This is a genomic window from Devosia sp. 919 (assembly GCF_013185965.1).
In the GTDB taxonomy this organism is placed as follows: domain Bacteria; phylum Pseudomonadota; class Alphaproteobacteria; order Rhizobiales; family Devosiaceae; genus Devosia.
Map to the genome: position 1 here is coordinate 2,802,480 of NZ_JABAOL010000001.1, position 26,510 is coordinate 2,828,989.

The 26,510-nt window shown below is 62.6% G+C and carries 28 protein-coding genes; 19 read left to right on the forward strand and 9 right to left on the reverse strand.

Features of this window, described 5'->3' with window-relative positions; translation table 11 throughout:
* Positions 1–151: 151 nt before the first annotated feature.
* Positions 152–1,786 carry an alpha-amylase family protein gene (locus HRQ64_RS13600; RefSeq protein WP_127753585.1) on the forward strand — a complete coding sequence of 545 codons (1,635 nt, stop codon included), beginning with the start codon at positions 152–154 and terminating at the stop codon, positions 1,784–1,786.
* Positions 1,787–1,844: 58 nt separating this feature from the next.
* A complete protein-coding gene (locus HRQ64_RS13605; RefSeq protein WP_172123677.1) occupies positions 1,845–2,375 on the forward strand; it encodes a superoxide dismutase family protein in 531 nt (176 codons plus the stop codon).
* Between the two features lie 33 nt (positions 2,376–2,408).
* Here the strand turns inward: HRQ64_RS13605 and HRQ64_RS13610 are convergent, their stop codons facing one another.
* From HRQ64_RS13610 to HRQ64_RS13620, 3 genes are all read right to left on the reverse strand, one after another.
* Positions 2,409–3,227 (reverse strand): ABC transporter permease, encoded by an 819-nt coding sequence (locus tag HRQ64_RS13610; RefSeq protein ID WP_127753587.1) that lies wholly within the window; start codon positions 3,225–3,227, stop codon positions 2,409–2,411.
* Positions 3,224–3,979, reverse strand: a complete 756-nt coding sequence (locus HRQ64_RS13615; protein ID WP_172125060.1) for an ABC transporter ATP-binding protein — start codon at positions 3,977–3,979, stop codon at positions 3,224–3,226. The genes HRQ64_RS13610 and HRQ64_RS13615 overlap by 4 nt, the downstream gene beginning before the upstream one ends.
* A 90-nt stretch (positions 3,980–4,069) precedes the next feature.
* Complete coding sequence (locus HRQ64_RS13620) at positions 4,070–5,104, reverse strand: ABC transporter substrate-binding protein (RefSeq protein WP_172123678.1); 1,035 nt, start codon at positions 5,102–5,104, stop codon at positions 4,070–4,072.
* A 575-nt stretch (positions 5,105–5,679) separates the two neighbouring features.
* Here HRQ64_RS13620 and urtA point away from each other — a divergent pair.
* From urtA to urtE, 5 genes are all read left to right on the forward strand, one after another.
* Positions 5,680–6,984, forward strand: coding sequence for an urea ABC transporter substrate-binding protein (urtA, locus tag HRQ64_RS13625; RefSeq protein ID WP_172123679.1), 1,305 nt, complete (start codon positions 5,680–5,682; stop codon positions 6,982–6,984).
* Between the two features lie 65 nt (positions 6,985–7,049).
* Positions 7,050–8,762: an urea ABC transporter permease subunit UrtB gene (urtB, locus tag HRQ64_RS13630; protein WP_248307059.1), complete on the forward strand. Its 1,713-nt coding sequence runs from the start codon at positions 7,050–7,052 to the stop codon at positions 8,760–8,762.
* Between the two features lie 202 nt (positions 8,763–8,964).
* Positions 8,965–10,140: an urea ABC transporter permease subunit UrtC gene (urtC, locus tag HRQ64_RS13635; RefSeq protein WP_172123680.1), complete on the forward strand. Its 1,176-nt coding sequence runs from the start codon at positions 8,965–8,967 to the stop codon at positions 10,138–10,140.
* A 3-nt stretch (positions 10,141–10,143) separates the two neighbouring features.
* Complete coding sequence (urtD, locus tag HRQ64_RS13640; RefSeq protein WP_172123681.1) at positions 10,144–10,893, forward strand: urea ABC transporter ATP-binding protein UrtD; 750 nt, start codon at positions 10,144–10,146, stop codon at positions 10,891–10,893.
* A 2-nt stretch (positions 10,894–10,895) separates the two neighbouring features.
* A complete protein-coding gene (gene urtE / locus HRQ64_RS13645; RefSeq protein ID WP_127753592.1) occupies positions 10,896–11,597 on the forward strand; it encodes an urea ABC transporter ATP-binding subunit UrtE in 702 nt (233 codons plus the stop codon).
* 48 nt (positions 11,598–11,645) lie between these two features.
* Here urtE and HRQ64_RS13650 read toward each other — a convergent pair whose 3' ends face one another.
* Positions 11,646–11,999: a hypothetical protein gene (locus HRQ64_RS13650; RefSeq protein ID WP_127753593.1), complete on the reverse strand. Its 354-nt coding sequence runs from the start codon at positions 11,997–11,999 to the stop codon at positions 11,646–11,648.
* A gap of 97 nt (positions 12,000–12,096) precedes the next feature.
* On the opposite strand from HRQ64_RS13650, the gene HRQ64_RS13655 reads away from it, so the two are divergent.
* From HRQ64_RS13655 to HRQ64_RS13710, 12 genes are all read left to right on the forward strand, one after another.
* A complete protein-coding gene (locus HRQ64_RS13655; protein ID WP_172123682.1) occupies positions 12,097–12,942 on the forward strand; it encodes an urease accessory protein UreD in 846 nt (281 codons plus the stop codon).
* A gap of 8 nt (positions 12,943–12,950) precedes the next feature.
* Positions 12,951–13,253 carry an urease subunit gamma gene (locus HRQ64_RS13660; protein ID WP_127753595.1) on the forward strand — a complete coding sequence of 101 codons (303 nt, stop codon included), beginning with the start codon at positions 12,951–12,953 and terminating at the stop codon, positions 13,251–13,253.
* Between the two features lie 42 nt (positions 13,254–13,295).
* Complete coding sequence (locus HRQ64_RS13665; RefSeq protein WP_127753596.1) at positions 13,296–13,601, forward strand: urease subunit beta; 306 nt, start codon at positions 13,296–13,298, stop codon at positions 13,599–13,601.
* The gene (locus HRQ64_RS13670) at positions 13,598–14,008 is read left to right on the forward strand and encodes a hypothetical protein (protein ID WP_127753597.1); all 411 of its coding nucleotides are present in this window, start codon (positions 13,598–13,600) and stop codon (positions 14,006–14,008) included. The genes HRQ64_RS13665 and HRQ64_RS13670 overlap by 4 nt, the downstream gene beginning before the upstream one ends.
* Positions 14,009–14,051: 43 nt before the next feature.
* The gene (gene ureC / locus HRQ64_RS13675; RefSeq protein ID WP_172123683.1) at positions 14,052–15,761 is read left to right on the forward strand and encodes an urease subunit alpha; all 1,710 of its coding nucleotides are present in this window, start codon (positions 14,052–14,054) and stop codon (positions 15,759–15,761) included.
* A gap of 85 nt (positions 15,762–15,846) precedes the next feature.
* On the forward strand, positions 15,847–16,305 hold the full coding sequence (locus HRQ64_RS13680) for a DUF4126 family protein (protein ID WP_172123684.1): 459 nt from the start codon (positions 15,847–15,849) through the stop codon (positions 16,303–16,305).
* 66 nt (positions 16,306–16,371) lie between these two features.
* Complete coding sequence (locus tag HRQ64_RS13685) at positions 16,372–16,758, forward strand: MliC family protein (protein ID WP_172123685.1); 387 nt, start codon at positions 16,372–16,374, stop codon at positions 16,756–16,758.
* A 28-nt stretch (positions 16,759–16,786) separates the two neighbouring features.
* Positions 16,787–17,251, forward strand: coding sequence for an urease accessory protein UreE (locus HRQ64_RS13690; RefSeq protein ID WP_172123686.1), 465 nt, complete (start codon positions 16,787–16,789; stop codon positions 17,249–17,251).
* Positions 17,248–17,907 (forward strand): urease accessory UreF family protein, encoded by a 660-nt coding sequence (locus tag HRQ64_RS13695; RefSeq protein ID WP_127753602.1) that lies wholly within the window; start codon positions 17,248–17,250, stop codon positions 17,905–17,907. The genes HRQ64_RS13690 and HRQ64_RS13695 overlap by 4 nt, the downstream gene beginning before the upstream one ends.
* The gene (locus HRQ64_RS13700) at positions 17,904–18,335 is read left to right on the forward strand and encodes a DUF3995 domain-containing protein (protein WP_172123687.1); all 432 of its coding nucleotides are present in this window, start codon (positions 17,904–17,906) and stop codon (positions 18,333–18,335) included. Before HRQ64_RS13695 ends, HRQ64_RS13700 begins: the two co-directional genes overlap by 4 nt.
* Complete coding sequence (gene ureG, locus HRQ64_RS13705) at positions 18,332–18,967, forward strand: urease accessory protein UreG (protein WP_127753604.1); 636 nt, start codon at positions 18,332–18,334, stop codon at positions 18,965–18,967. Before HRQ64_RS13700 ends, ureG begins: the two co-directional genes overlap by 4 nt.
* 2 nt (positions 18,968–18,969) lie before the next feature.
* Positions 18,970–19,434 carry a GNAT family N-acetyltransferase gene (locus HRQ64_RS13710; RefSeq protein WP_172123688.1) on the forward strand — a complete coding sequence of 155 codons (465 nt, stop codon included), beginning with the start codon at positions 18,970–18,972 and terminating at the stop codon, positions 19,432–19,434.
* On the opposite strand, the gene HRQ64_RS13715 is transcribed toward HRQ64_RS13710, so the two are convergent.
* Genes HRQ64_RS13715 through glgC form a run of 5 tightly spaced genes read right to left on the reverse strand, consistent with a single transcriptional unit; the run spans position 19,431 to position 26,506 of the window.
* Positions 19,431–20,162: a metallophosphoesterase gene (locus HRQ64_RS13715; protein WP_127753606.1), complete on the reverse strand. Its 732-nt coding sequence runs from the start codon at positions 20,160–20,162 to the stop codon at positions 19,431–19,433. The genes HRQ64_RS13710 and HRQ64_RS13715 overlap by 4 nt on opposite strands.
* Positions 20,140–22,176 carry a glycogen debranching protein GlgX gene (gene glgX / locus HRQ64_RS13720; protein WP_349236712.1) on the reverse strand — a complete coding sequence of 679 codons (2,037 nt, stop codon included), beginning with the start codon at positions 22,174–22,176 and terminating at the stop codon, positions 20,140–20,142. The genes HRQ64_RS13715 and glgX overlap by 23 nt, the downstream gene beginning before the upstream one ends.
* Positions 22,163–23,800: an alpha-D-glucose phosphate-specific phosphoglucomutase gene (locus HRQ64_RS13725; protein WP_172123689.1), complete on the reverse strand. Its 1,638-nt coding sequence runs from the start codon at positions 23,798–23,800 to the stop codon at positions 22,163–22,165. Before HRQ64_RS13725 ends, glgX begins: the two co-directional genes overlap by 14 nt.
* A complete protein-coding gene (gene glgA / locus HRQ64_RS13730; RefSeq protein WP_172125066.1) occupies positions 23,778–25,235 on the reverse strand; it encodes a glycogen synthase GlgA in 1,458 nt (485 codons plus the stop codon). The genes HRQ64_RS13725 and glgA overlap by 23 nt, the downstream gene beginning before the upstream one ends.
* Complete coding sequence (glgC, locus tag HRQ64_RS13735) at positions 25,235–26,506, reverse strand: glucose-1-phosphate adenylyltransferase (protein ID WP_172123690.1); 1,272 nt, start codon at positions 26,504–26,506, stop codon at positions 25,235–25,237. Before glgC ends, glgA begins: the two co-directional genes overlap by 1 nt.
* Positions 26,507–26,510: the final 4 nt, after the last annotated feature.

Sequence of the window (26,510 nt, forward strand, 5' to 3'; positions counted from 1 at the left end):
CCAAGCCGAGCGCTACGGCAATGCGCCCGTAGGTAGCGGAGCCGCCGGCGAGTGCCGCCACGCCTGTGTCACCACCGCGCCCTTGCGTAACCAGCTTGGGAACGCCGAGCCCACTCGCCCCGTTGCGCCCCCTGTTGTTCAGGGAGCCGCCATGACTGCCAATCTTTGGTACAAGAACGCCGTAATCTATTGTCTTGACGTCGAAACCTTCATGGATGGAGACGGCGACGGCGTTGGGGATTTCGCCGGGCTGGCGCACCGGCTCGATCACCTGGAGCGGCTGGGGGTCAACTGCATCTGGCTAAACCCATTCTACCCCTCGCCCAATCGCGACAACGGCTATGACATAACCGATTACTACGGGGTCGATCCGCGCTACGGCAATCTGGGTGATTTCGTCGAGTTCATGCAGGCAGCCCAGGACAGGGGCATGCGCGTGATCATCGACCTGGTGGTGAACCACACGTCCATTGATCATCCGTGGTTTCAATCGGCGCGACAAAGCGAGGACTCGCCCTTTCGCGACTGGTATGTGTGGAGCAAGGAAAAGCCCGACAACATCACCGAGGGCGTGGTGTTTCCGGGCGTGCAGGAAGCGATCTGGAGCTTTGATCGCAAGGCGGGCGCCTGGTATCTGCACCGCTTCTACAAGCATCAACCCGATCTCAATGTTGCCAATCCGCAGGTTCGCGCGGAGATCCTCAAGATCATGGGTTTCTGGCTGGCGCTTGGCGTATCGGGTTTCCGGGTCGACGCTGTCCCGTTCCTGATCGAGGATATGGGCCTACCCAATGGGGGCACGCAGGACCCGTTCTCGCTACTCAACGACATGAAGGATTTCATGACTTGGCGCCGGGCCGGCTCGGTGCTGCTGGCGGAAGCCAATATTGAATACGAGCTGGCTGAAGATTATTTCGACGGCGGCAACCGGATGAGCATGATCTTTGACTTTCCGGTCAACCAGACGCTGTTCCTGTCGCTGGCCCGCCACACAGCCGCGCCGGTGCGCCAAGCGCTGATGCACCGGCCCGATCCGAATGGCATGGGGCAATGGGCCAGTTTCCTGCGTAATCATGACGAGCTGGACTTGGCGCGGCTGACCAAAGCCGAGCGTGGCGAAGTGTTCGCTGCCTTTGCGCCCGACACCAATATGCAGCTCTATGGTCGCGGTATCCGCCGACGCCTGGCGCCAATGCTCAGCAACGATCAGGCGCTGATCCGCATGGCGCAATCGCTGATGTTCGCGCTGCCGGGCACGCCGGTGATGTGGTATGGCGAGGAGATCGGCATGGGCGAGGACTTGTCCCTCAAAGAGCGCGAAGCGGTGCGCACGCCCATGCAGTGGAGCGACCAGCGCAATGGCGGTTTCTCGACGGCCGAGGCGGCTGCCTTGTTTCGGCATGTGCCCGAGAAGGGACCCAATGGCTGCGAGCGGATCAACGTAGCCGAGCAGATCAGCAACCCCGATTCCCTCCTGCACGCTGTAACCGGCATGATCGCGGCTCGCCGCTCGGCCCCGGAAATTGGCTGGGGTGAGTTCGAGGTGGTTGACCTCGGCACCGACGAGGTGCTGGCGATGAGCTATCGCTGGCGCGGCGGGCACGTGGTGACACTGCACAATTTCACCGACAAGCCAGTGAGCTTCCCGCTCGAGATCGAAGGCATCGAGCACTTTGTGCCCCTGCTTTCGGACGCGGATAATCGCACACCTTTCAACAGCGGCGCCAAACTCACCTTGCCTCGTTTCGGCTATTGCTGGCTGCGCTGCGGGGGCGAGCGGCACTGAAAGCGGAACAGAGCCACGCGAGTGCCGTTATGCCTCAACGCAAAAATGGAGAAACACCATGCGACGCTTAGTTCTGATCAGCGCCTTCGCTCTCGCCGCCGCCCTGCCCGCCCAGGCGCAGGACACCGCTACGGCTGCAGCCACATTCATCGATGCCTCGGGCAATGAAGTGGGCTCGGTGACGCTCACCCAGGACGGCGATGCCGTGAGCATTGTTGGCCATGTGATGGACATCACCCCGGGCGAGCACGGCCTCCACTTCCACGAAACGGGCGATTGCGATGCCTCGACCGCGTTTGAATCGGCGGGTTCGCACTTCAACCCAACCGAGCATCAGCACGGCACCGAGAATCCCGAAGGGCCGCATGCCGGTGACCTGCCCAACATCACGGCTGATGCCGATGGCATGGCAGACATCGAGCTTTCCACCGAGATGATTTCGCTGGAGGAAGGTGACGACGCCTACGTGTTCGATGACGATGGCACCGCCCTGGTGATCCATGCCAGCGCCGACGACTACAAGACCGATCCATCGGGCAATTCGGGCGATCGCATCGCTTGCGCCGTGATCGAAGCGACAGCCGAATAGAACAACGGGCGCCTCGGCGCCCGTTTTTTTTGCCTATTGCGCCATGGTGGAGCGGTGCGCCCAACCGGTCATGCGCCGTTCCAGCCACGCCATCAGCGCATACATGGCGATGCCTTCAACGGCGAGCATCAAGAGGCCGGCAAACACCAGCGGCACGTTGAAGTTGGACTGCGCCGAGGCCATCATATTTCCGAGGCCATTGTTGGAGGCGACGGTTTCGCTGACCACCGAGCCGACAAAAGCCAGGGTGATGGCGATCTTGAGCGAGCCGAAGAAGTACGGCATTGAGCGCGGAATACCGACCTTGAGCATGATGTCGAGCTTCTTGGCACCCAGTGCGCGCAACACGTCCTCGGTTTCCGGCTCGATGGTGGCAAGCCCCGTCGCGACATTGACGACGATGGGAAAGAACGAGATCAGGAAGGCGGTCAGCACGGCGGGCACCGTGCCGATGCCGAACCAGATCACCAACACGGGCACCAGCGCCACTTTCGGGATGGCGTTGAAGCCAATCATGATCGGGTACAGCCCGGCATAGATGGTCTTGGACCAGCCGATGAAGAGGCCAATGCCGAGCCCCGCCACCACCGCGATCAGGAAGCCCAGCGTCGTGGTGTAAAGCGTCTGCAGCGAGTTCTTCCAGATCGGCGACCAATACTGCACGATCGCTTCGAATACGCGCGAGGGCGCGGGCAGAATGGTGTGCGGCAGGCCGGACAGGCGCACCCCGATCTCCCACAGCACGAAGAGCCCGATGGTGTAGAGCAGCGGCGCGAGGCGGATCCAGTTGATGCGGAAGGCTGGGCGCGGCGGGGTGCCGGCAACGGCGGTGTTCTGGGTGATGACGCTCATGCCGCCACCCGCGCACTGGCAATCTCGCCATGGAGCGATTGCACCATCTCGTTGAACTCCGGCTGGTACATGATGTCGAGCTGGCGCGGGCGCGCGAAAGGCACCCGGTGCTCGGCAATGACCCGGCCCGGCCGGGCGCTCATCACCATGACCTTGTCGGCCAAAAACACTGACTCGCGCAGATCGTGCGTGACGAGCACGATGGTGACGCCCTGCGCGGCATGCAGGTCGCGGATTACGCACCAGAGCTCTTCGCGGGTAAAGGCATCCAGCGCGCCGAAAGGTTCGTCCAGCATCAGCAATTCAGGCTGGTGGATCAGCGCGCGGCAGAGATTGGCGCGCTGCTGCATGCCGCCCGACAATTGCCAGGGAAATTTCGAGCCAAAGCCCTTGAGCCCGACGGTTTCAAGCAATTGCTCGGCCTGCTCGACATAGTCGCGCTTGTGGCTGCGCAGGCGATGGCGGTGGCGCTCGACGATTTCGAGCGGCAAGAGGATGTTCTCGAGCGTGGTGCGCCAGGGCAGCATGGTTGGGTTCTGGAAGGCCATGCCCACGATGGAGACGGGTTTGGTCACTGGCGAGCCGGCCACGACTACGTCTCCGGCTTGAGGAATATGGAGACCCGTCACAAGCTTCATCAGCGTGGACTTGCCGCAGCCCGAGGGCCCAACCACGGCCACGAACTCGCCCTTTTGGATGTTCATGGAAAGGCCGGATACGGCGAGCGTGCCGTCCGGGCCGCCATAGCGCATATCCACGTTTTCAATGCTGACCAGCGCCATGCATTCTCCCCCGTCGGTGGTGATGGCCCGGCGCGCCGGACCACCCCGTGGTTGTTGTTATCAGGGCAGCATACGCTCGGCCGCGGGCGGCAGATAGCTGGGGTCGAACACATCGGCAGCGGTGACGGCACCCTTGAGATCCATGGAGATCTTGAGGGTTTCGATGGAAGCGGCGAGCCGCGCCTCATCGATGCCGCCAAAGCCGTTCTCGACCACGTAAGGGGTCTTGATGTTCATCTCATTGGCCATTTCGAGGCGGGCGGTTTCGGTATCGATGTTGAGCGTTTCGTTGCGGGCCAGAACGGCCGCGGCGCCAGCAGCGGGATCAGCCACGGCATCGGCAAAGCCCTTGGCGAGAGCGCGCAGGAAGCCGGTCACCAGCTCTGGGTTTTCTTCGGCGAAGGTTTCATTGACGAGGATGGCGTTGCCGTAAAGCTCAAGGCCGTGATCGGCAAAGAGGATGGTGGAGATATCGTCTTCCGGCACGCCATTGGCGAGAAGGTTCAGGATCACTGAAAAGGCAAAGCCGAAGACGCCATCCACATCGCCCGAAGCCAGCATCGGCTCGCGCACGGGAAAGCCGATGCTTTCGATAGTGATGGAGGAGGTGTCGAGATCGGCGGCTTCCACAAAGGCGGGCCACTGCGCGAAAGCGCCATCAGGCGGCGGGGCGCCGAGCTTTTTGCCTTCCAGCGACTTGGGATCGTCAGTTACGCCCAGCGACTTGCGGCCGACCACCGAAAACACCGGCTTGTCATAGACCATCATGACCGATTTGACCGGCTGGGCAGGATCTTCGTCGAGGAACTTGATCAGGGAGTTGATGTCGCCAAAGCCAAACTGGTAGGCGCCGGTGGCGACGCGGGGAATGGCTTCCACCGAGCCGTTGCCGGTGTCGATGGTGACATCGAGCCCTTCGGCGGCAAAGTGGCCATTGTCCTGCGCTAAAAGGAAGCCGGCAGCAGGGCCTTCGAAGCGCCAGTCGAGCGTCAGCTTGACCGAAGTCTGCGCCCAGGCGGGCAGGCTGCCAAAGCCAGTAACGGCCAGGGTGGCGGTAACAGCTGCACAAGCAGTGAAGTGTCGGCGATTGAACATGCGTTTGTCCCTCAACAATGTTGGGGGAAGTCAAGCGCACGGCACAGCGAGGCGCAAGCAGAAACTGCACCATTTCGCGCCAGCGAGCTCTGTTGCACAAAATGGCGGCGCAATGCCTACCGAAGCGAGGCAGCGAACATCAAAAAGGGGCGCGAGACCAAAGCCTCACGCCCCCACCGGAGGCACTGCAAAGGAGCGTCAGCCTTTGCAGCGCCCGCCGATCATTTGGCGCGGCACCGGGCCATCACCAATTCCTGCCGGCCACCAGATCCTCGGGGCTGCAGCTTGCTGGAAGAACGGGTTGCCCGGTGAAATGTTCCCGCGTTTTGCGCCAGCTGAAATTTCGTGAACAGCGACTGTTATGCGCAATTCAGCAGCAGTCACGGGCAGCGCCTAAAATATAATCGCACCCTTGGAGGCCTGCTTACAAATGCAGCACGCGCCCACGCAGCTGGGCAGACACCGGCCAGTAGTTGCCGGTGAGCCTGTATTTGAATCAGTCTCTTAGCCGCCGCCGCGAGCTGCTGGCACAGGCTTTGCAATTACCTCGCTGCAATCATCTGCCGGAGGTAAGCATGACAAAAGTAAACCGCCTGATCGCGGGACTGGGCCTGGGCGCGAGCATCACACTGGGCGCGGCGGTGGTCCCCGCTTTCGCCCAAGACGACACCATCAAGGTCGGTATCCTCCATTCGCTCTCGGGCACGATGGCGATCTCCGAAACCACGCTCAAGGACACCATGCTGTTCCTGATCGAGCAGCAGAACGCCAAGGGCGGCCTGCTGGGCAAGCAGATCGAGCCGGTCGTAGTCGATATCGCGTCGGACTGGCCGCTGGCTGCCGAAAAGGCGCGCGAACTGCTGACCGTCAATGAAGTGGATGCCGTATTTGGGTGCTGGACCTCGGTATGTCGCAAGTCGGTGCTGCCGGTGTTCGAGGAGCTCAACGGGCTGCTGTTCTATCCCGTGCAGTATGAAGGCGAAGAGTCCCAGCGCAACGTGTTCTACACCGGCGCGTCCCCCAACCAGCAAGCGATCCCGGCTGTCGATTACCTCATGAACGACGAAGGCGTGGAGCGCTGGGTGCTGGCCGGCACCGACTATGTCTATCCGCAGACCACCAACAAGATCCTTGAACAATACCTGCTCGACAAGGGCGTCGCGCAGGAAGACATCATGATCAACTACACGCCTTTCGGTCATTCCGACTGGCAGACCATTGTCTCCGACATCGTCACCTTCGGCTCGGAGGGCAAGAAGACCGCTGTGGTCTCGACCATCAATGGCGACGCCAATGTCCCCTTCTATCGCGAACTGGGCAACCAGGGCGTCGCGGCTGAAGACATCCCGGTCGTGGCCTTCTCAGTGGGCGAGGAAGAGCTTTCGGGCTTCGACACCACGCCGCTGGTCGGGCACCTGGCGGCCTGGAACTACTTCATGTCGGTCGATACGCCCGAGAACGAGGAGTTCATCACCGCCTGGCACGAGTTCATCGGCAGCGAGGATCGCGTCACCAATGACCCGATGGAAGCGCACTATATCGGCTTCAATCTTTGGGTGAAGGCGGTCGAAGCGGCCGAGAGCACCGAGGCTGATGCGGTGATCGCAGCCATTGTCGGGCTCGAAACGCCCAACCTGACCGGCGGCGTCGCCAAGATGCTTCCCAACCACCACATCACCAAGCCGGTGCTGATCGGCGAAATCCAGGACGACGGCCAGTTCGACGTCGTGTGGGAAACCGAAGACCTGGTCCCGGGCGATGCCTGGTCGGACTTCCTGCCCGAGTCGGCGGTGCTGGAAGCCGATTGGACCGCGCCCACCAACTGCGGCAACTACAACACCCAGACCAAGAGTTGCGGCGCGGCTGTCGCCGCCCAGTAACACCCCAACCTGAGCTGGCGAAGGCGGTCTGCCGCCTTCGCTCCTGTCTAGGCGGAGCAAAGCATATGAGCATGATCGAGGGCAGCCTAATCGGCGAGCGGTCTGGCAGCAAGACGGCCAGCCTCGGCTTGCGGTTAAACCGTCAGTGGAACTGGCGCTCCTTGGCCGCTCGTTTGACTCTGCTTTTGGCGCTCCTCGTCTCCTTCTCCTCACCCGGCTTCGCCCAGGCACCCGACGAGCAACTCTCCGCGCTGGTGGATGCCCTTTATCCCGGTGACTATGGTGACCGGCAAGCGGCTATCGCCGCGCTGGTGGCCACCGGCGACCCGCGCGCCGTGCCGGTGCTGCAAGTCCTGGGGGAAGGCGATCTTTACGCGGTGGAAGCCACCGGCAAGGTGGCCTTTGTCGAGCGCAACGGCAGCAATTATGCCCTGACCGATCCGGTGACCGGTGCCGCGCTCGGCGAGGTTGCGCGCAGCGACACCGAAAAGGTGCGCGTCAACAATTCGCTTCGGCGCACCATCCGTACGGCTATCGGGCAGATGACGCTGCTGAGCGACAACCCGGGCACGCGCCTGTCGGCTGCCCAATCCATTTTACGCGATGCCGATCCAGCCAATCTGGACCTGCTCGACACCGCGCTCGCCAGCGAAGCCGATCCCAAGATCCGCACCACCATGGAGCTGGCCCGCGCGGTGATCCTGCTCAAATCCGACGATGTGAGCTTTGAAGACCAGCAGCAGGCCGCAGCCACCGTCGCGGCTTCCGGCAGCCGCGATGCGATCACCATCCTCACATCGGCATTGGCCAGTGCGCCCGACGACCTCAAGCCCGCCATCCAATCGAGCCTTGATGGGCTCCAGCGTGATCGAGCCGCCTGGGCGGCGCTGCAAAATGTTTGGTTCGGCGTGTCGCTGGGCTCGGTGCTGCTGCTGGCGGCCATCGGTCTCGCCATCACCTTTGGCGTCATGGGCGTCATCAACATGGCCCATGGCGAGATGGTGATGCTGGGCGCCTACACCACCTTTGCGGTGCAGGAGGTGATCCGCCAGAACGCGCCGCATCTGTTCGACTATTCCCTGACCATCGCCCTGCCCCTTGCCTTTCTCCTGACCGCCCTTATCGGCATTGCCATCGAGCGAGGCGTGATCCGCTGGCTTTATGGCCGCGCTCTCGAAACGCTGCTCGCGACCTGGGGCCTGTCGCTGATCCTGCAGCAAACCGTCCGCTCGATCTTTGGCCCCACCAACCGGCAGGTCGGCAATCCGAGCTGGATGTCGGGGTCGGTGGATTTCTACGGGCTGTCGCTGACCTGGAGCCGAGTCTGGATCGTCGTCTTTGCCATTGTCGTATTCGTCGCCCTGCTGGTGGTGCTCAACCGCACGGCTTTGGGCCTGCAGATGCGCGCCGTCACCCAGAACCGGCGCATGGCTTCGGCCATGGGCATCCGCACCCCCTTTGTCGATGCCATGACCTTTGGCCTCGGCTCGGGCATTGCCGGGCTCGCGGGGGTGGCGCTCAGCCAGATCGACAATGTCTCGCCCAATCTGGGGCAAGGCTACATCATCGACAGCTTCATGGTCGTGGTGTTCGGCGGCGTCGGCAATCTCTGGGGCACGCTGGTGGGCGCCATGACCCTCGGGATCGCCAACAAGTTTCTCGAGCCCTATGCCGGCGCAGTGCTCGGCAAGATCCTGATCCTGGTGCTGATCATCCTCTTTATCCAGCGCCGGCCCCGCGGGCTATTCGCGCTCAAGGGAAGGTCGGTAGAGGCGTGATTATGCGGTTGCTTGTGGAACTTCGGGCATGCGCCTCCCTCCCCCTTGAGGGGAGGGATCGAGGGTGGGGGTTCAGGCGCAACCATCATCATCGAGCCAACGGAATGGCCCGAACCCCCACCCCCTGCCCCTCCCCTCAAGGGGGAGGGGTGCTAAAGCCTCGTAGGCGGCGCCAGATCAACCAATACCGGAGTGCCCGCCCATGCTGACCCAGGCCTTGTTTCGCGCGCTGGATCGCAAGGCGATCTGGTTGATTGGCATTCTCGTGGCGCTGGCGGTGCTGGTGCCGGCCGCCAATCTCTTGATCCCGCCGGGCCAGTTCGGCCATGTGCCCAACTATGCCGTGACCCTCTTCGGCAAATATCTGAGCTACGCCATGCTGGCGCTCGCCCTTGATCTGGTCTGGGGCTATTGCGGCATTCTTTCGCTTGGGCACGGGGCCTTTTTCGCGCTGGGTGGCTATGCCATGGGCATGTATTTGATGCGCCAGATCGGCAATCGCGGCGTTTATGCCAATGCCCAGCTGCCTGACTTCATGGTTTTCCTGAACTGGAAGGAACTGCCCTGGTATTGGCAGGGCTTCGACAATTTCGCCTTTGCCATGCTGATGGTGATGCTGGTGCCGGGCATCCTCGCCTTTGTGTTCGGCTTTCTCGCCTTCCGCAGCCGGGTCACGGGCGTTTATCTTTCCATCATCACCCAGGCCATGACCTATGCACTGCTGCTGGCCTTTTTCCGCAATGACATGGGCTTCGGCGGCAATAACGGGCTGACCGATTTCAAGGACATCCTGGGCCAGCCGATTGCCGCGCCCACGACACGGGCCTCCCTGTTCGCCGCGACGGCAATCGCGCTCGCCCTTTCGGTGCTGGTCTGCTCCACCATTGTGCGCTCCAAGCTCGGCAAGGTGATGGTGGCAGTGCGCGACGCCGAAAGCCGCACGCGCTTTTTGGGCTACCGGGTTGAGTATGTGAAGCTGTTTGCCTTTGTGGTGTCGGCCGTCATGGCGGGCATCGCCGGGGCGCTTTATGTGCCCCAGGTCGGGATCATCAATCCCGGCGAGTTCGATCCCGCCAATTCCATCGAGGTGGTGATCTGGACCGCAGTGGGCGGACGCGGCACCATTGTCGGGCCGATCATCGGGGCAATTCTCGTCAATATGGGCAAGTCTTATTTCACCGGCGCCCTGCCCGAGTTGTGGCTGTTTGCGCTGGGTGCATTGTTTGTTGGCGTCACGCTCTTCCTGCCCAAGGGTATTGTCGGCCTGCTTGGACAGTATCGCAGCCTGACGACGAGGCGCGAGCAGCACCAGCCGCAAACGCCCAGCTCGATCCAGCTGGAAGCCGGCCTTGATCCTCAACCCAAGGCGGCGGAGTAAGCCATGTCCGACAAAACCGGCACCATGCTGTATCTCGACGGCGTTTCGGTCACCTTCGATGGCTTCAAGGCCATCAACAACCTGTCGCTGATCGTTTATCCCGCCGAGATGCTGGCCATTATCGGCCCCAACGGCGCGGGCAAGACCACGATGATGGATATCATTACCGGCAAGACCCGGCCCGACGATGGCGAAGTGCTGTTCGATGGCCGCACCGACTTAACCCGCCTCGATGAAGCGGCGATCGCCAATTTGGGCATCGGGCGCAAGTTCCAAAAACCCACCGTGTTCGAAAGCCAGAGCGTCTGGGACAATCTGGAGATGGCGCTGAGCAAGCCGCGCGGCATCTTTGCAACGCTGTTTTATACCGCCGACGCCGCGGACATCGCCCGGATCGAGGACATCCTCGACACAGTGCGGCTCGGTCACCGCAAGAATGATCTGGCCGCCAATCTGAGCCATGGGCAAAAGCAGTGGCTCGAAATCGGCATGCTGCTGGCGCAGGATCCCAAGCTGCTGCTGGTGGATGAGCCTGTTGCGGGGATGACCGACAGCGAAACCGCCGAAACCGCCAAGCTCCTGCGCGAGATCGCCACGACCCGCTCAGTGGTAGTGGTGGAACACGATATGAGCTTTGTGCGCGATCTGGGCTCGCGCGTCACCTGCCTCGCCGAAGGTGCGGTGCTGGCCGAAGGCAGCCTCGAGCAGGTCAGCGCCAATCCCCTCGTCATCGAACGCTATCTGGGACGCTGAGCATGACCGCCCTCTCCATCGACGCCATCGACCTGCATTACGGCGCAGCCCAGGCGCTGCGCGGCGTCTCGATCACCTGCCAGCCCGGCCGCATCACCGCCGTGCTCGGGCGCAATGGGGTCGGTAAATCCTCGACCCTGCGGGCCATCTCGGGGATCAACAATATTACCGCAGGCTCCATCACCCTCGGGGACGAACTGCTGCGCAAATCCCCGCCCTATAAGCGCGCGCGGCTGGGGCTCGGCTATGTGCCGCAAGGACGGGAGATCTTTCCCCTGCTCACCGTGCGGGAAAACCTTGAAACTGGGTTCGCGAGCGTTCCCCGCGCGGAGCGCACCATTCCCGATTACATTTTCGAGCTGTTCCCGGTGCTCAAATCCATGCTCAACCGGCGCGGCGGGGATTTGTCAGGGGGCCAGCAGCAGCAACTGGCCATCGGGCGGGCGCTGGTAACCCGGCCCAAAGTGCTGGTGCTCGATGAACCAACGGAAGGCATTCAGCCTTCGATCATCAAGGATATCGGCCGCGCCCTGCAGTTCCTGCGTGACGAAAAGGGCATGACCATCCTGCTGGTGGAGCAGTTCTTGGATTTCTGCCGCGAGATCGCCGATGATATCTATGTCATGGATCGAGGAGAGATCCAGCATGCGGGGCCTGCCAGCGATCTGGATCGGCCGGAGGTGCGCAGGCACCTCATGGTTTAAACAAAAACGCCCGGCAAGGCCGGGCGTTAAAGCAGAAGCTTGGAGTGCTTACTCGCCGAGACCGGCAGCTTCGCACTGTTCCAGCGTGATCGTATCGAGGTCGATATTGATGCCGGCATTTTCGACTTCATTGGCGGCCGGAGGATTCTCGACCTGGGGGGTAGAATCCGCACCGGCACCAGGAGTGGATTCCGTAGCACCGTCGCCGTCGTCGGAAGCACTATCTTCGGTCAGCGACTCGGTGGTGGCAGCGGTTGCCAGCTGCGTGCAGCGCTGCTGGACAGCATCAAGCTCGGATCCGGTCAGCTCAACACCGTTGAACATGGTCTGTGCAAAGGCGGAGCCAGAAAACGTCATGGCGGAGACAAGTGCAACGGCTGAAAGCAGAGACTTTGTACGCATGCAAGGTTCCTCTTTATTTTTTGTGCTGTAAGAGCATGTGCTCATCCAAAGAACGCCGATCCCCGCAAATCGTTGCTCGCCCCATTCAACTGTCACGATGAAGCATTCGCCGATTATAGACCTGGCTCATACACCATTGCAGCGCGCGCGCGGCGCCGGCCGGCTCGGCACCAAGGAGCGTGCCGGGGCGACGCGGATCGACACGCTGTGTCAGGAAGGCTGCGCCAAGATCCGCCTGCCGAATACCCATGGGCCGCATCTGGAAGCGGTGTTGATCAACACCGCGGGGGGCCTGACCGGCGGCGACCAAATGGCCTGGTCGGCGCAGGTGGCCCCGGACGGCAAGCTGCTGGTGACCACCCAGGCTTGCGAGCGCATCTATCGCTCCTTAGGCGGGCCTGCGCAGGTGCAAGCCCGGCTCGAAGTGCGCGCTGGCGCGCATCTGGACTGGATGCCCCAGGAAACCATTCTCTTTGAACATAGCGCCCTCAACCGTCGTATCGACATCGAACTGGAGGCCGGCGCCACTCTCACCGCTGTTGAAGCGGTTCTGCTCGGGCGCGATGCGATGGGAGAAACCGCGTCCCATGCCGCCCTGACCGATCAATGGCGGGTGCGGCGCGAGGGCCGCCTTATCCATGCCGAAGCGAACCGGCTGACGCCGGAATCCTTGCCGCGCGAAGGTTTGTCGCTGCTGGCCGGCCATCGCGCCTTTGCCACGATCCTCCACATCGCCGCGAGCGCCGATGCCGCCGAAGCCCAACTTGCCCGAGTGCGCCAAACCATTGCGGATCTGGACGGGCCCGTCGCGGCCAGCGTCGTGGGCGAGCGGCTGGTGATCCGCGCACTCGCTCCAGGCGGGCTTGCGCTACGGCGCCAAATTGTTCCACTTCTTGCCCAGCTCTCCGGGACCGGCAGCGTGCCGCGCCTGTGGCACCTATAGGACAACAGATGAACCTGACCCCCCGCGAAAAAGACAAGCTGTTGATCTCCATGGCCGCAACCGTCGCCCGTCGGCGGCTGGAGCGCGGCGTCAAGCTCAACCATCCCGAAGCCATCGCGCTGATCACCGACTTCGTCGTGGAAGGCGCGCGCGACGGGCGGCCGGTGGCCGAACTGATGGAAGCCGGGGCCCATGTGGTCAACCGCGACCAGGTCATGGAAGGGATTGCCGAGATGATCCATGACATCCAGGTGGAAGCAACCTTTCCCGACGGCACCAAGCTGGTTACCGTCCACCAACCGATCCGCTGAGCCGAGTCTGCTCGGCAGCCCAAGAACCAACAGGTCCCGTCCATGATTCCAGGTGAAGTCATCACCGTTCCCGGCGATGTTGAACTAAATGCCGGCGCTGCTGTGACCGTGCTCGAAGTGGCCAATACCGGCGATCGCCCGGTGCAAGTCGGCTCGCACTATCACTTCTATGAAGCCAATGCGGGACTGCGCTTTGAGCGCGAGCAAGCCCGCGGCATGCGGCTCGATATCGCAGCGGGAACTGCCGTGCGCTTTGAGCCCGGGCAAACCCGAGAGATCAGGCTGATCCCGCTTGGCGGCGACCGGCAGGTCTATGGATTTCGCGGGCAGATCGGCGGGGCACTATGAGCGAGACCGAAGTGGGACAGCGCGAAGAGTTCAAGCGGCGCCTGGCAGCAGTGATGGCAGACCTCAACGGGGATGGCATTCGCAGCGCGCCTGCCATGCTGACGCTGGGCCATCTGGCGCAGGGCATCGCCGACCAGCTCAGGGTTGCAACCTGGCCCGATGCCAAATCCGCCATGAACATGACCTTTGTGCGCGCGGTGCTTGGGGAATTCGGCACCCAGATGGACACCCATCAGCGCGCCGGGCGGATCAACCAGGCCTATGCCATCCAGGCCCTTTCCATGTCGATCCTGGCGCGCAGCCATGCCGATGATCCCGTAGTGGCTCAAGGCGAGCAACTGATCGACACGCTGATCGAACGCGCCATCGCCTTTTACCGCCAGCAGCGCCCCGCCAAGTCGAACTGATCGCCGGACCAACCCTCAGCCGCCCACCACCGGAGCCGTTTCAATGCCCGCCCGCATTTCCCGCGCCACCTATGCCGACATGTATGGCCCGACCACCGGCGACCGGGTGCGCCTGGCCGATACGGAACTCTTTATCGAGGTGGAAAAGGACTTCACCACCTATGGCGAAGAGGTCAAGTTCGGCGGCGGCAAGGTGATCCGCGACGGCATGGGCCAGTCCCAGCGGACCCGGGCAGAAGGCGCCGTGGATACGGTGATCACGAATGCCTTGGTTGTCGACGTAACAGGGATCTACAAGGCCGATATCGGCTTGAAGGACGGCCGGATCTTTGCCATCGGCAAGGCGGGCAATCCCGATACGCAGTCGGGCGTCAACATCATCATCGGCCCCTCCACGGAGGCGATAGCCGGGGAAGGCAAGATCCTGACGGCGGGCGGCATGGATGCCCATATTCACTTCATCTGCCCCCAGCAGATCGAGGAAGCGCTGATGAGCGGGGTGACAACCATGCTGGGCGGCGGCTCGGGCCCGGCGCATGGCACTTTGGCGACCACCTGCACCGGCGCATGGCATATCGGGCGGATGATCGAGAGCTTTGATGCCTTTCCGATGAACCTGGCGCTAGCGGGCAAGGGCAATGCTTCGCGCCCTGCCCCCTTAGCCGAAATGATCCTGGCCGGTGCATCCTGCCTAAAGCTGCACGAGGACTGGGGCACCACGCCCTCGGCCATCGACAACTGCCTCTCTGTCGCTGACGAGTTTGACGTGCAGGTGATGATCCACACCGATACGCTCAATGAATCGGGCTTTGTGGAAGACACGATCGGCGCCTTCAAGGGCCGCACTATCCACGCCTTCCATACCGAAGGCGCCGGTGGCGGGCACGCACCCGACATTCTGAAGGTGGCGGGGCTGCCCAATGTGATCCCCTCTTCCACCAATCCGACCCGACCCTATACGGTCAACACCATCGCCGAGCATCTCGACATGCTGATGGTGTGCCACCACCTCGACCAGAACATTCCCGAGGATGTGGCTTTTGCCGAGTCGCGCATTCGCAAGGAAACCATTGCGGCCGAAGACATCCTGCACGACATGGGCGCGCTCTCGATCATCTCGTCGGACAGCCAGGCGATGGGCCGGGTCGGCGAGGTGCTGATCCGAACCTGGCAGACGGCCGACAAGATGAAGCGGCAGCGCGGACAATTGCCGCAAGAAACGGGCAGCAATGACAATTTCCGCGTCAAGCGCTACATCGCCAAATACACCATCAACCCCGCGATCGCCCATGGCATGAGCCAGCATATCGGCTCGATCGAAGTGGGCAAACGGGCGGACCTCGTGCTCTGGAGCCCGGCTTTTTTCGGCGTCAAACCCGAAATGGTGCTGCTTGGCGGCTCGATTGCCGCTGCCCCCATGGGTGACCCCAATGCCTCCATCCCAACGCCCCAGCCCATGCATTACCGACCCATGTTCGCCGCCTTCGGCAAGCTCGTGACCAACTCATCGGTCACCTTCATTTCGCAAGCGGCCTATGAAGACGGCTTGCGCGGCAAGCTGGGCGTCGACAAGCAATTGTTGCCCGTCACCAATACCCGTGGTGGTATCGGCAAAGCAGCGATGATCCACAACACGGCAACCCCGGTTATCGATGTTGATCCCGAAACCTATGAAGTGCGCGCCGATGGAGAGTTGCTGACCTGCGAACCGGCAACCGTGCTGCCGATGGCGCAACGCTATTTCCTGTTTTGACTGGGATCGGCCTAGATACAAGCCTTCCCGGCTGCAGTAATCTTGCTGGGCGGCAGTCTGCCGCGGATCGTTGCTGGAGGCGTCGATGATCTACCTTCTCGCACTTCTTATCGGCGTTGTTGCCGGCTTGCGCGCCGTGACCCCGCTGGCGGCGGTCAGTTGGGCGGCCGCTCTGGGCTGGATCGACCTCAGCAACAGCTGGGCGTCGTTCATGGGGTCGGCGATAACACCCTGGATCTTCACCATCCTGGCCGTGGTGGAGCTGGTGACCGACCAACTGCCGCAAACACCCAGCCGCAAGGTGCCGATGCAATTTGGCGCCCGCATCGTGACCGGCGCCTTTGCTGGAGCCGTGCTTGTCATCTCGGGCGACGCGCTGATCGGCGGATTGATCGCCGGTGCCATAGGGGCGATTCTGGGCACCCTCGGCGGCGCTGAATTGCGCGCCCGCATGGCCGCCGCCTTCGGCAGCGATCGACCCGCGGGGCTGGCGGAAGACGTTATCGCGATTGTTCTGGCTTTCGCTATAGTGGCGCTGGTCTGAGCGCCATCCAACTTCCGCCGCTTGTTGGTGCAAGTCTTTGGGCTGAGGTCGATAGGGAGAGCCACGATGATCACGAAACGAGTTCTGGCCGCGCTTGCGGTGCTCACCGGCACGGTGGTGCCAGCCATGGCAGCGCAGACCAGCGTTTCCATAACGCTGGGCAACGAAGGTGGCGATCTGGAGCGCCGAGTCACCGTCTATGATTGCGAAGTGGGTGATCCCATCAGCGTGCAATACATCAATGCCGCCCCCAACTTCCTCGCCATCCTGCCCGTGCCCGACCAAACCGAACCGCTGGTGTTTGCCGCGGTGCTCTCCGCTTCGGGTGTGCGCTATGCCGCGGGGCAATTCATCTGGTCCACCAAGGGTGTCGACGCGACGCTGATCGACATCACCGAAGGCGAGGATGCCGACCCGATCAATACCTGTAGTGAAGTCAACAACACCCCCTGAGCCCTCGTTCAGGCAACAGAGTGAACCCATGCTGCGTGCCTCCGCCCACCTGCCCCCCGGCCATGGCCGTGGGGATGCCTTTGACGTCATCAGTCTTGCCCATGACGAGCGGCGCCTACGCCGCAAGCTCCTGACCCTGCGCGGTGGCACCGAAGTGCTGGTGGATTTTCCCCAAACCCTGACCCTTGAGCATGACGGGGCCTTGCTACTCGAGGACGGGCGCCTTGCAGGGATCATTGCTGCGGACGAATTGCTCTATGAGATTCGGGCCGACGATCGCGCCCATCTGGTGCGGCTCGCCTGGCATATCGGCAATCGCCACACTTCAGCGCAATTGGAGGCGGATCGCATCCTGATCAAGCGCGATCACGTGCTCAAAACCATGTTGGAAGGGCTCGGTGCGCGCATCACCAATATCTCCGAGCCGTTTTTCGCCGAGCACGGCGCCTATCACAGCCATGGCGATGCCGGGCACGCCTTGCTTAACCGATGAGCGGCGGCGACCTGCAAAAGCTGCTGACCTGGCTGTCACCCGCCTTTCCCGTCGGGGCTTTCGCGTGGTCGGCGGGGCTCGAAACCGCCATCCAGACCCGTGTGGTGCATGACCGCGCCACGACGCAGGACTGGATCGAGGGCAGCCTGCATCATGGTGGGCTGCGCACCGACGCCATCCTCCTGGCCGCCGCCCATCGCGTGGCCGATGACGCGGCAGCATTAAGTGAGCTTGCCGACTTGTGCCTCGCACTGACGCCGGCGCGAGAACGACACACGGAAACCGTCACTACCGGCGATGCCTTTGCTGCGGCAGCGCAGGCCTGGTCTCGGACGGGGACCCTGGTGCTGCCCCAGCCCTGCCCCTACCCCATCGCCGTAGGCGCCATTGCCGGCAAGCACGGGCTTGAGCCCGGCGCCACACTCCTGGCCTTCATCACTGCGGCCGTGCATGCGCAGGTCTCGGTGGCTGTGCGGCTCGTGCCCATCGGTCAAACCGATGGCTTGCGGATCATGGCTGCGCTGGAGCCGGCGGTCGCGCAAGTGGCGACGTTGTGCGGGAGCGCTGGCCTAAACGAGATCGGGGGCATTGCCTATGCCGCCGATATCGCGCAAATGGCCCACGAGACCCTCCATACGAGAATCTTCCGCTCATGAGCATGTTCATTGCCGCCTTCATGTTCATTCCCTTGCTGGCGGTTTCGTTTGCCCACCTACTCTGGTCGGTGGGCACAACCTGGCCGATCCGCAACGAGCAATTGCTCGCCCAAACCATTGTGGGCACCCCGGGCGTCACGCGGATGCCGCCTCGGCTGGTTTCGCTTGCCGTAGCAATCGGCACGCTGGCCGCCGGCATCGTCGCCCTGGCACTCGCGGACCATGACAGCGGCGGCGCCACCCTGACACTGGTCGGCGGGCTGTGTGCAATCCCATTTTTGGCGCGAGGAGGCCTGGGCTATACCGCCCGCTGGGCGGAACGGACGCCTGAACCAAGCTTCCGGTTCAACGACCGGCGGGTTTATTCACCGCTTTGCCTGTTTATCGGGCTGGGCTTTCTGGCACTTGTTCTCTTGAGGCTCCTATGAAGTCGCTCAACGGTCCCCTCCGCATCGGCATTGGCGGTCCCGTCGGTTCGGGCAAGACGACGCTATGTGAAATGCTGCTCAAATCCATGCGCGAGCGCTATTCCATGGCCGTGGTGACCAACGACATCTACACCCAGGAGGACGCGCTGATCCTCGCCCGGGTGCAGGCGATCTCGGAAGACCGCATTGTTGGGGTGGAAACCGGTGGCTGCCCGCATACGGCGATCCGCGAGGATGCCTCGCTGAACCTGGCCGCAATCGACGCGCTCAACCGCAAGTTCCCCGATCTCGACATCATCCTGATCGAAAGCGGCGGCGATAATCTGGCCGCAACCTTCTCGCCCGACCTGGCTGACCTCACCATCTATGTAATTTCGGTGGCCCAGGGCGAAAAGATCCCGCGCAAGGGCGGCCCGGCGATCTCGCGCTCGGACCTGCTGGTGATCACCCATACCGATCTGGCGCCACATGTGCGCGCCAGCCTTGAAGTGATGGAAAGCGATACGCAAAAGGTGCGCGAGGGCCGCCCCTATGTGTTCACCGACCTGCTGCGACGCGAAAGCCTCGATCAGATCATCGCCTTCATCGAAAAGGCCGGCGGGCTGGCCGAGGTGACCGCGGCGGCGGAATAGCAGTGACCGTCTTTCTGCGCTTGCGGGCGAGCCTTACGGGCTCGCCGCCGGCGCCGGTCTGGCCCCAAGGCACATACCGGATGCCGCTGGCGGAGGCCCGACCGCGAGACCTGCACGATCTGCTGGTGCTGGCTTACCGCGATGGCGGCGGCAGTGTCCCGCCCTTCGAGACCTGGTGGACAGGGCTTGTCGAGGATGACGAGTTTCATCCCGAGCTCGTCATCATCGCCGCGGACGCGAACGACCGGCCCATCGGCATTGCCCAGTGCTGGACTAGTGGCTTCATCAAGGATCTGGCTGTTGCGCCAGGGTGGCGCCATCGAGGTATTGGCGCAGCCTTGCTGCGCACCGCCTTGGTCGTCTTTGCCGCCGAGGGGCTGACCCAGGTTGATCTCAAGGTCGAGGCCGACAACATAGTGGCGCAACGCTTTTACCGCCGCATGGGCATGGTCGAGGCGTCGGACTAGGAAGCGATCATCACCACATGGCTGACCAGACGGCCATCGGCGAAATGATGGATCATCAGCCCGGGCGGGTCGACGCGTTGAGCCTCCTTGCCATCGAGGCGCAGCTTGTTGGAGCGCGCCACAGAAGGAGCCATCGTGGCGGGGCGGCCGGCAAAGCTCGTGAACAATGGTCGGTGCACATGCCCGCAGGTAAGGCCCAGCACCGGCGAGGCAGCCGCAGCGATCGTGTCCGCCAAGGCGGCGCCGTTAAGGCAAATATTGCGATCCTTGTTGTCGATCCCGCAGCGAAAAGGATGCTGGTGCTGGAACAGGAGCGCTGGCGGGCCCTGCTCCGCCAGCTGCTCCGCGAGCCACCCTAGCACGGGTGCAGCGTCACCATGGTGCTGACCGGCCACGGTCACATCCAGCCCGATCAATCGCAGCGACCCCAGATCCCTGATGCTGTGAAGCGCGCCCTGCAGCCCCCAACTGTGCTCGGCGCCGAAGACGCGCCGCATGGGGCCGTGGTGATCCATATTGCCGGGCACCACCTGAACCGGCGCCTTGAGCGATCCCAGCCGTTCGGCAACATCAGCATAGCTTTGCAGTGCGCCATCTTCCGCCAGGTCCCCACTCACGATTACCGCGTCGGGCGCGAGAGGGCGCAGCCAGGTCAGCACGGCATCGAGCCGGGCCAGCGCCTCTCGGGTTCCGTTGGCGTGGATATCACTGAGCTGGGCGATGATCATTGTCTGCCTTTCCCCGAACCAGAGCCACTACCGAACGGGGCCCCAAAGTAACCGTTCCGCCGCCGATCACCGGGTGCAGGTCGGAAGCGAGGCCCACACTCCAGTCGCCAGCGGGCAGTTGCGCGACGAGGCTATCGTGCCGGCGGTTAAACCAGATCAGCACGTCATCGGAGCCGTAGCAGAGATGCATGCCCAGAACCGAAGCATTGGGATGCTCCCATTCGACGCTGTTCATCTCGTGACCCGATGGGTGCAACCAGGTCACGTCGCGGTGCCCGGCGGCTCCGGTCCCGTTGAGGAAGCGGTCAGCATGCACCGCCGGATGCTCCTGGCGAAAAGCGTAAACGGCAGCAACAAGGGCCGCTAGCTCCCGATCACCGTTGGACCAGTCCAGCCAGGTGATCTCGTTGTCCTGCGCATAGGCATTGTTGTTGCCTCCTTGCGTGCGGAACAACTCGTCGCCCTGTTGCAGGAGGATGCCGCCGCGCGACAGCAGCAGCGTGGCGAGCAGCGCGCGCACATCGCGGCGGCGGGCTAGATTGATCTGCGCATCCTCGGTTTCCCCTTCCACGCCGCAATTCCAGGAGAGATTGTGATTGTGCCCGTCGCGGTTGTCTTCGCCATTGGCTTGGTTGTGCTTGTGCGCATAACTCACTAGATCACGCAGGGTGAAGCCGTCATGCACCGCCAGCAGATTGATCACTGAAGCGGGCGTGCGCCCATCGCGGTCAAACAACTCGGCGCTGCCGGCAAGCTTGGCTGCAAACCGGCCGATGGAGCCGGGCTCGCCCCGCCAAAAGGCCCGCACCCCATCCCGATAAGTGTCGTTGTGCTCCCGGAATGGCGGCCCGAACTGGCCCAGCCGATAGCCGCCCGGACCCGGATCCCAGGGTTCCGCGGCAAGGATGCACCGGCTCAGCAGTGGATCGGCCTTGATCCGCTCGAGCAGTTCGGCGCGGGGATTGAACTCTGGTTCGCGCCCCAGCACCGGCGCCAGGTCGAAGCGAAAGCCCGATACACCGCCCTCCTCCACCCAAAAGCGCAGGCTGTCGATGACGAGGCGCTGCGTCGCTGGATGATTGCAGCGCAGCGTATTGCCAGTGCCGGTATAATTGACGAGTTCCTGCCGTTCTTCGCGATCGGCAAACCAGAAATAAGCTTGCGGATCGAGACCCATGAGGCTCAGGATTGGGCCTTGCGCATCGCTTTCGCCGGTGTGGTTGAACACCACATCCAGGATCACCGCAATCCCCGCCTCCCGATAGCGGTCCGTGAGCTGACGTAGATCGGCGATACCGCCGGGTGCAAGGCGCGGATCAATGGCGCCATAGGCGATGGGATTATAGCCCCAGGCATTGCTCAGCCCCAGCGGCGGCAGGTGCCGCTCGTCAATCCAGGCGGTCACCGGCATCAACTGCAGGGTGTCGACGCCAAGCTGTTGGAAGTGCTCGATCACGGCCGGCGCACCCAAGCCCTTCAGCGTACCGCGCTCGGCCGGTGGGACCTGGGGGTGGCGCATGGTGAAACCACGCACATTGAGCTCGTAGAAGAACTTGGGGGTCGTCAGGAGCGGTCCAATCGCAGCCGCAAGCTTTTCGACCACGACGGCCTTGGGCACCAGTGGCGCGGTATCGAAGGAGGGGTCTCGTGGGCAACGCAAGTCGGGCGAATAGGCGAAGGCCCGATCCAGTTGCCGGGCATAGGGATCAACGAGGAGCCGCGCAGGATCGAAAAACAAGCCGCTATCGGGCGCATATGGTCCGTCGGCACGCAGCCCATAGCGCGTGCCCATTGCTAGACCGGCGATCAGAGCGGCATGGATACCGTCGTGATGCACATCGAATGGAAAGCGATGAACCTCGCTGTCATGTTCATCGAAGATCGATACCCAAAGCGCTGTTGCAGCAGAGGAATAAACCGCGAAGTTGACCCCCTCAGGGGTGATCGTCGCGCCCAGATCATGGGTGTTGCCGCGGCCGGGGAGCAGCCGTGGCACCATCTCAGGTGATAACACTCGGTGCCTCACGGCCAGTGCGTTGCCGAACTGCGGCAAGTTGGTCGGCAATGGCGATCAAAGGCTCCAGAGCCATTTGCGTTTCCAGATCGTGACGTCCGTCGGCCGCCTCGTAACGCTCGAGATAAAGCCGCAAGGTGGCACCAACGGTACCCGTGCCGCTCAGGCGCAGGACGATGCGCGAGCCGTCGGTAAAACCGATGCGAATGCCCTGCTTGGCGCTCGTGGAGCCATCCACCGGATCATGGTAGGTGAAGTCATCGACATAGGCGATCTGCAGGTCCTCGCCGAAGGTCTGGCCAGCAAGGCTCGGCAGTCGGGCACGCAAATCATCGACCAGCGCATTGGCAATAGCGGCATCGACCTCCTCATAATCGTGCCGCGTATAGTAGTTGCGCCCGTAAGTGGCCCAATGTTCGCGCACAATCTCGTCCACGCTCTGCCCGCGCGCGGCGATGATGTTGAGCCACAACAGCACGGCCCAGAGCCCATCCTTTTCGCGCACGTGATTGGAGCCCGTGCCCGCGCTTTCCTCGCCGCAGATGGTGACGCGGCCAGCATCGAGAAGATTGCCGAAGAACTTCCAGCCGGTGGGCGTCTCGTGCATCTCGATGCCCAGCTTTTCCGCGACCCGGTCTGCCGCGGCGCTGGTGGGCATGGAACGAGCGATCCCGGCAATGCCGTTGCGATAGCCGGGCGCGAGATGCGCGTTAGCGGCGAGCAGCGCGAGGGAATCGGAAGGGGTAACGAAGCGGTTCTTGCCGATAATAAGGTTCCGGTCCCCGTCGCCATCAGAGGCGGCGCCGAAATCAGGACCCTCAGGCGTCATCAGCAGGTCGTGCATATCCTTGCAGTAGACGAGGTTCGGATCGGGGTGGCCGTTGCCGAAATCAGGCGACGGTGTGCCGTTCACCACAGTACCATGAGGCGCACCCAGTCGGTCCTCGATGATATTCTTGGCGTAGGGCCCGGTAACCGCATGCATCGCATCAAAGGTCATGCGGAAACCACCGGCAAACAATGCGCGGATGGCGTCGAAGTCGAAGAGAGTTTCCATCAAGGCAGCGTAATCAGCCACGGGGTCGATCACCTCGACCACCATGTCGCCGACGCGCTGGCTACCCACCTGCCCTAGCGCCACATCGGGCGCATCGACGGTTTTGTAGCTCTCGATCACCTTGGTGCGCGCGAACACCGCATCGGTGATCTTTTCGGGCGCCGGCCCGCCATTGCCGATATTGTACTTGATGCCGAAATCGCCGTCCGGTCCGCCCGGATTGTGGCTGGCCGAGAGCACGAGGCCGCCAAAGGCGCCGTAATGGCGAATGATGTGGCTGGCGGCGGGCGTAGAGAGCAGGCCGTTCTGCCCCACCATCACCTTGCCAAAACCATTGGCAGCCGCGATGCGGATCGCCTTCTGGATGGCCACATCATTGTAGAACCGGCCATCGCCGCCGATCACGAGGGTCTGGCCGGCAAACCCTTCGAGCGAGTCGAAGATCGCCTGGATGTAGTTCTCGACATAGTTGGGCTGCTGGTAAACGGTTACGCGCTTGCGCAGCCCGGATGTGCCCGGCTTCTGGTCGGGGTAAGGCGTGGTTTCAATCGTCTTGATCATCGTCATTCTTGAGCCGGAGGAGAGAGGCGTAAAGGTCTGCATAAAGGCCGGCGCTGGTTTCCCAGGACACATCTGCCTTCATGCCGCGGCGTTGCATTTTCTTCCAAACCTTGTCCTGGCGGTAAAGCCGGACGGCTTTGCGCAGGGCTTCAGCAAGGGCCTCGACACTGTTGGGCGCAAACTGAAATCCGGTGGCGACTTCCGCCTGCAGCGCGGCGGGATTGGCGTCGATCACCGTATCGGCCAAACCGCCGATGCGGCTGACAACCGGCACGCAGCCATAGCGCAGGCCATAAAGCTGGGTCAGCCCGCAAGGCTCGAACCGGGAGGGGATCACAATAGCATCGCACCCGCCCTGCATGAGGTGAGACAGGTTCTCGTTATAGCCCACGACGAGGCCAACCTTGCCGGGGTAAGCCGCGGCCATGTGGCGGAAGCCATCCTCAAGATAAGCTTCTCCCGAGCCCAGGACCGCGAGCCGGCCACCGGCCCCGATCAGGTCGGGCACAGCTTGCAGCAGCAGGTCCATACCCTTCTGGTCGGTCAAGCGGCTGACGACACAGAACAGCGGACCGTCGACCCCCTCGAGGCCGAACTGCTCAACCACCGCGGCCTTGTTGACGCGACGCATATGCACAGTGCTGGAGGTATATTTCTGTGCCAGCGCCGGATCGGTCGCGGGGTTCCAGGTCTGGGTGTCAATGCCATTCAGAATGCCCGCGACGGTACTCTGGCGGGCATTCAGCAGCCCTTCGAGGCCGAGGCCGAACTCGGGCGTGCGGATTTCCTCGGCATAGGTGGGGCTGACCGTGGTGACAAAGTCAGCGCATTCCAGCCCCGATTTCAGGTAAGAAATGCCGCCGTAATACTCGACACCGTGCACGCTGAAGGCCTGTGGCGGCAAGCGCAACTGGCCAAAAATCTCGGCGCCAAAAAAGCCCTTGAATGCCATGTTGTGGATGGTCATCACGGTCTTGATCCGGTCCGAGCGGCCGAACTTGATATAGGCCGGCGCGAGGCCCGCCTGCCAATCATGGGCATGAATGATCTGGGGGTGATAGCCCCCGACCATGCCCATACCCAGCTCGGCCCCGACCCAGCCCAGCGCGGCAAAGCGCTGCCAGTTGTCCGGCCAGTCCCCTTCGGGGCCGACATAGATGTTGCCGAGCCGATTATAGAGATGCGGCGCATCGATGATGATCACGTCGAGGCCAGCCGTGCGGCCGGCCAGCAGCCGTGCGGGCCCGCCAAAGAGATCGTCGAGCTCCTTGACCACCCGACCGCCTTCCATCTGCCGAAGCACGCTTGGATAGCCGGGAACAAGGGTGCGCATATTGACGCCGCGGCCAGCCAGTGCGGCGGGCAAGGCGCCCGTCACATCTGCCAGGCCGCCGGTCTTGATCAGTGGGTAAACCTCTGACGCGACCGAGAGAACTTCGATCATCGGCTCGCCAGGTATTTGTTGATCATGGGCTGGGTGATCAGCGTCACGCCGTCTTCGCTGCGGCGGAACCACTTGGCATCGAACTCGGGATCCTCGCCGACCACGAGGCCTTCGGGGATGTTGACGCCGCGATCGATCACCACTTTGCGCAACCTGGCGCTGCGACCGATGTCGCAATAAGGCAGCACCACCGCTTCGTTGAGTTCCGAATAGGAGTGGACGCGCGACCCGGTCGAGAGCAGCGTGCGCTGCAGCGAGCCGCCCGAGATGATGCAATCGCCCGAAACCAGCGAGTTCACCGCCGCACCGCGCCGCCCGTCATAGTCATGCACGAATTTGGCCGGCGGGGTGATCTCCGCATAGGTCCAGATCGGCCAGTCGCGGTCATAGAGATCGAGCTGGGGCTGGATGTCGGTGAGGTCGATCGAAGCCTTCCAATAGGCGTCGATCGTGCCGACGTCGCGCCAATAGGACACTTCTTCCTTGGACGAGCGTACGCAGGAGCGTGGGAAGCGGTGCGCCCAGGCGGTGCCGTTCTTGACGATATAAGGGATGATGTCCTTGCCGAAGTCGCGGTTGGAGCCTTCGGTGGCAGCATCGCGCCGCAGCTGCTCCATCAGGAACCGCGTGTCGAACACATAGATGCCCATGGAGGCCAGCGCCATGTCCGGCTTGTCGGGGATTCCCGGAGGGTCCTTGGGTTTCTCGACAAAATTGACGACGCGGTCGCGGCCATCCACATGCATCACGCCAAAGCCGGTGGCCTCCATCCGCGGCACTTCCAGGCACCCGATGGTCACGTCGGCGCCAGTGTCCACATGCTGGCGCAGCATGATTTCATAGTCCATCTTGTAGATGTGGTCGCCCGCGAGGATCACGATATAGCGTGCGCCGGAATCTTCGATGATGTCCATGTTCTGGTACACGGCATCGGCGGTGCCGGCATACCACATATCCTCGCGCACCCGCTGGCTGGCTGGCAGCACGTCGAAGCTTTCGTTACGCTCCGGACGCAGGAAGTTCCAGCCGCGCGACAAGTGCCGGATCAGGCTATGCGCCTGGTATTGCGTCGCCACTGAAATCCGGCGAATGCCCGAATTGATGGCGTTCGAGAGCGCGAAATCGATGATGCGCGACTTGCCGCCGAAATAAACGGCCGGCTTAGCGCGGCGGTCGGTCAGTTCCATCAAACGCGTGCCGCGACCACCGGCCAACACATATGCCATCGCCTCGCGTGCCAACGGCGACGGCGCCCGATAATCAGCCATTTAA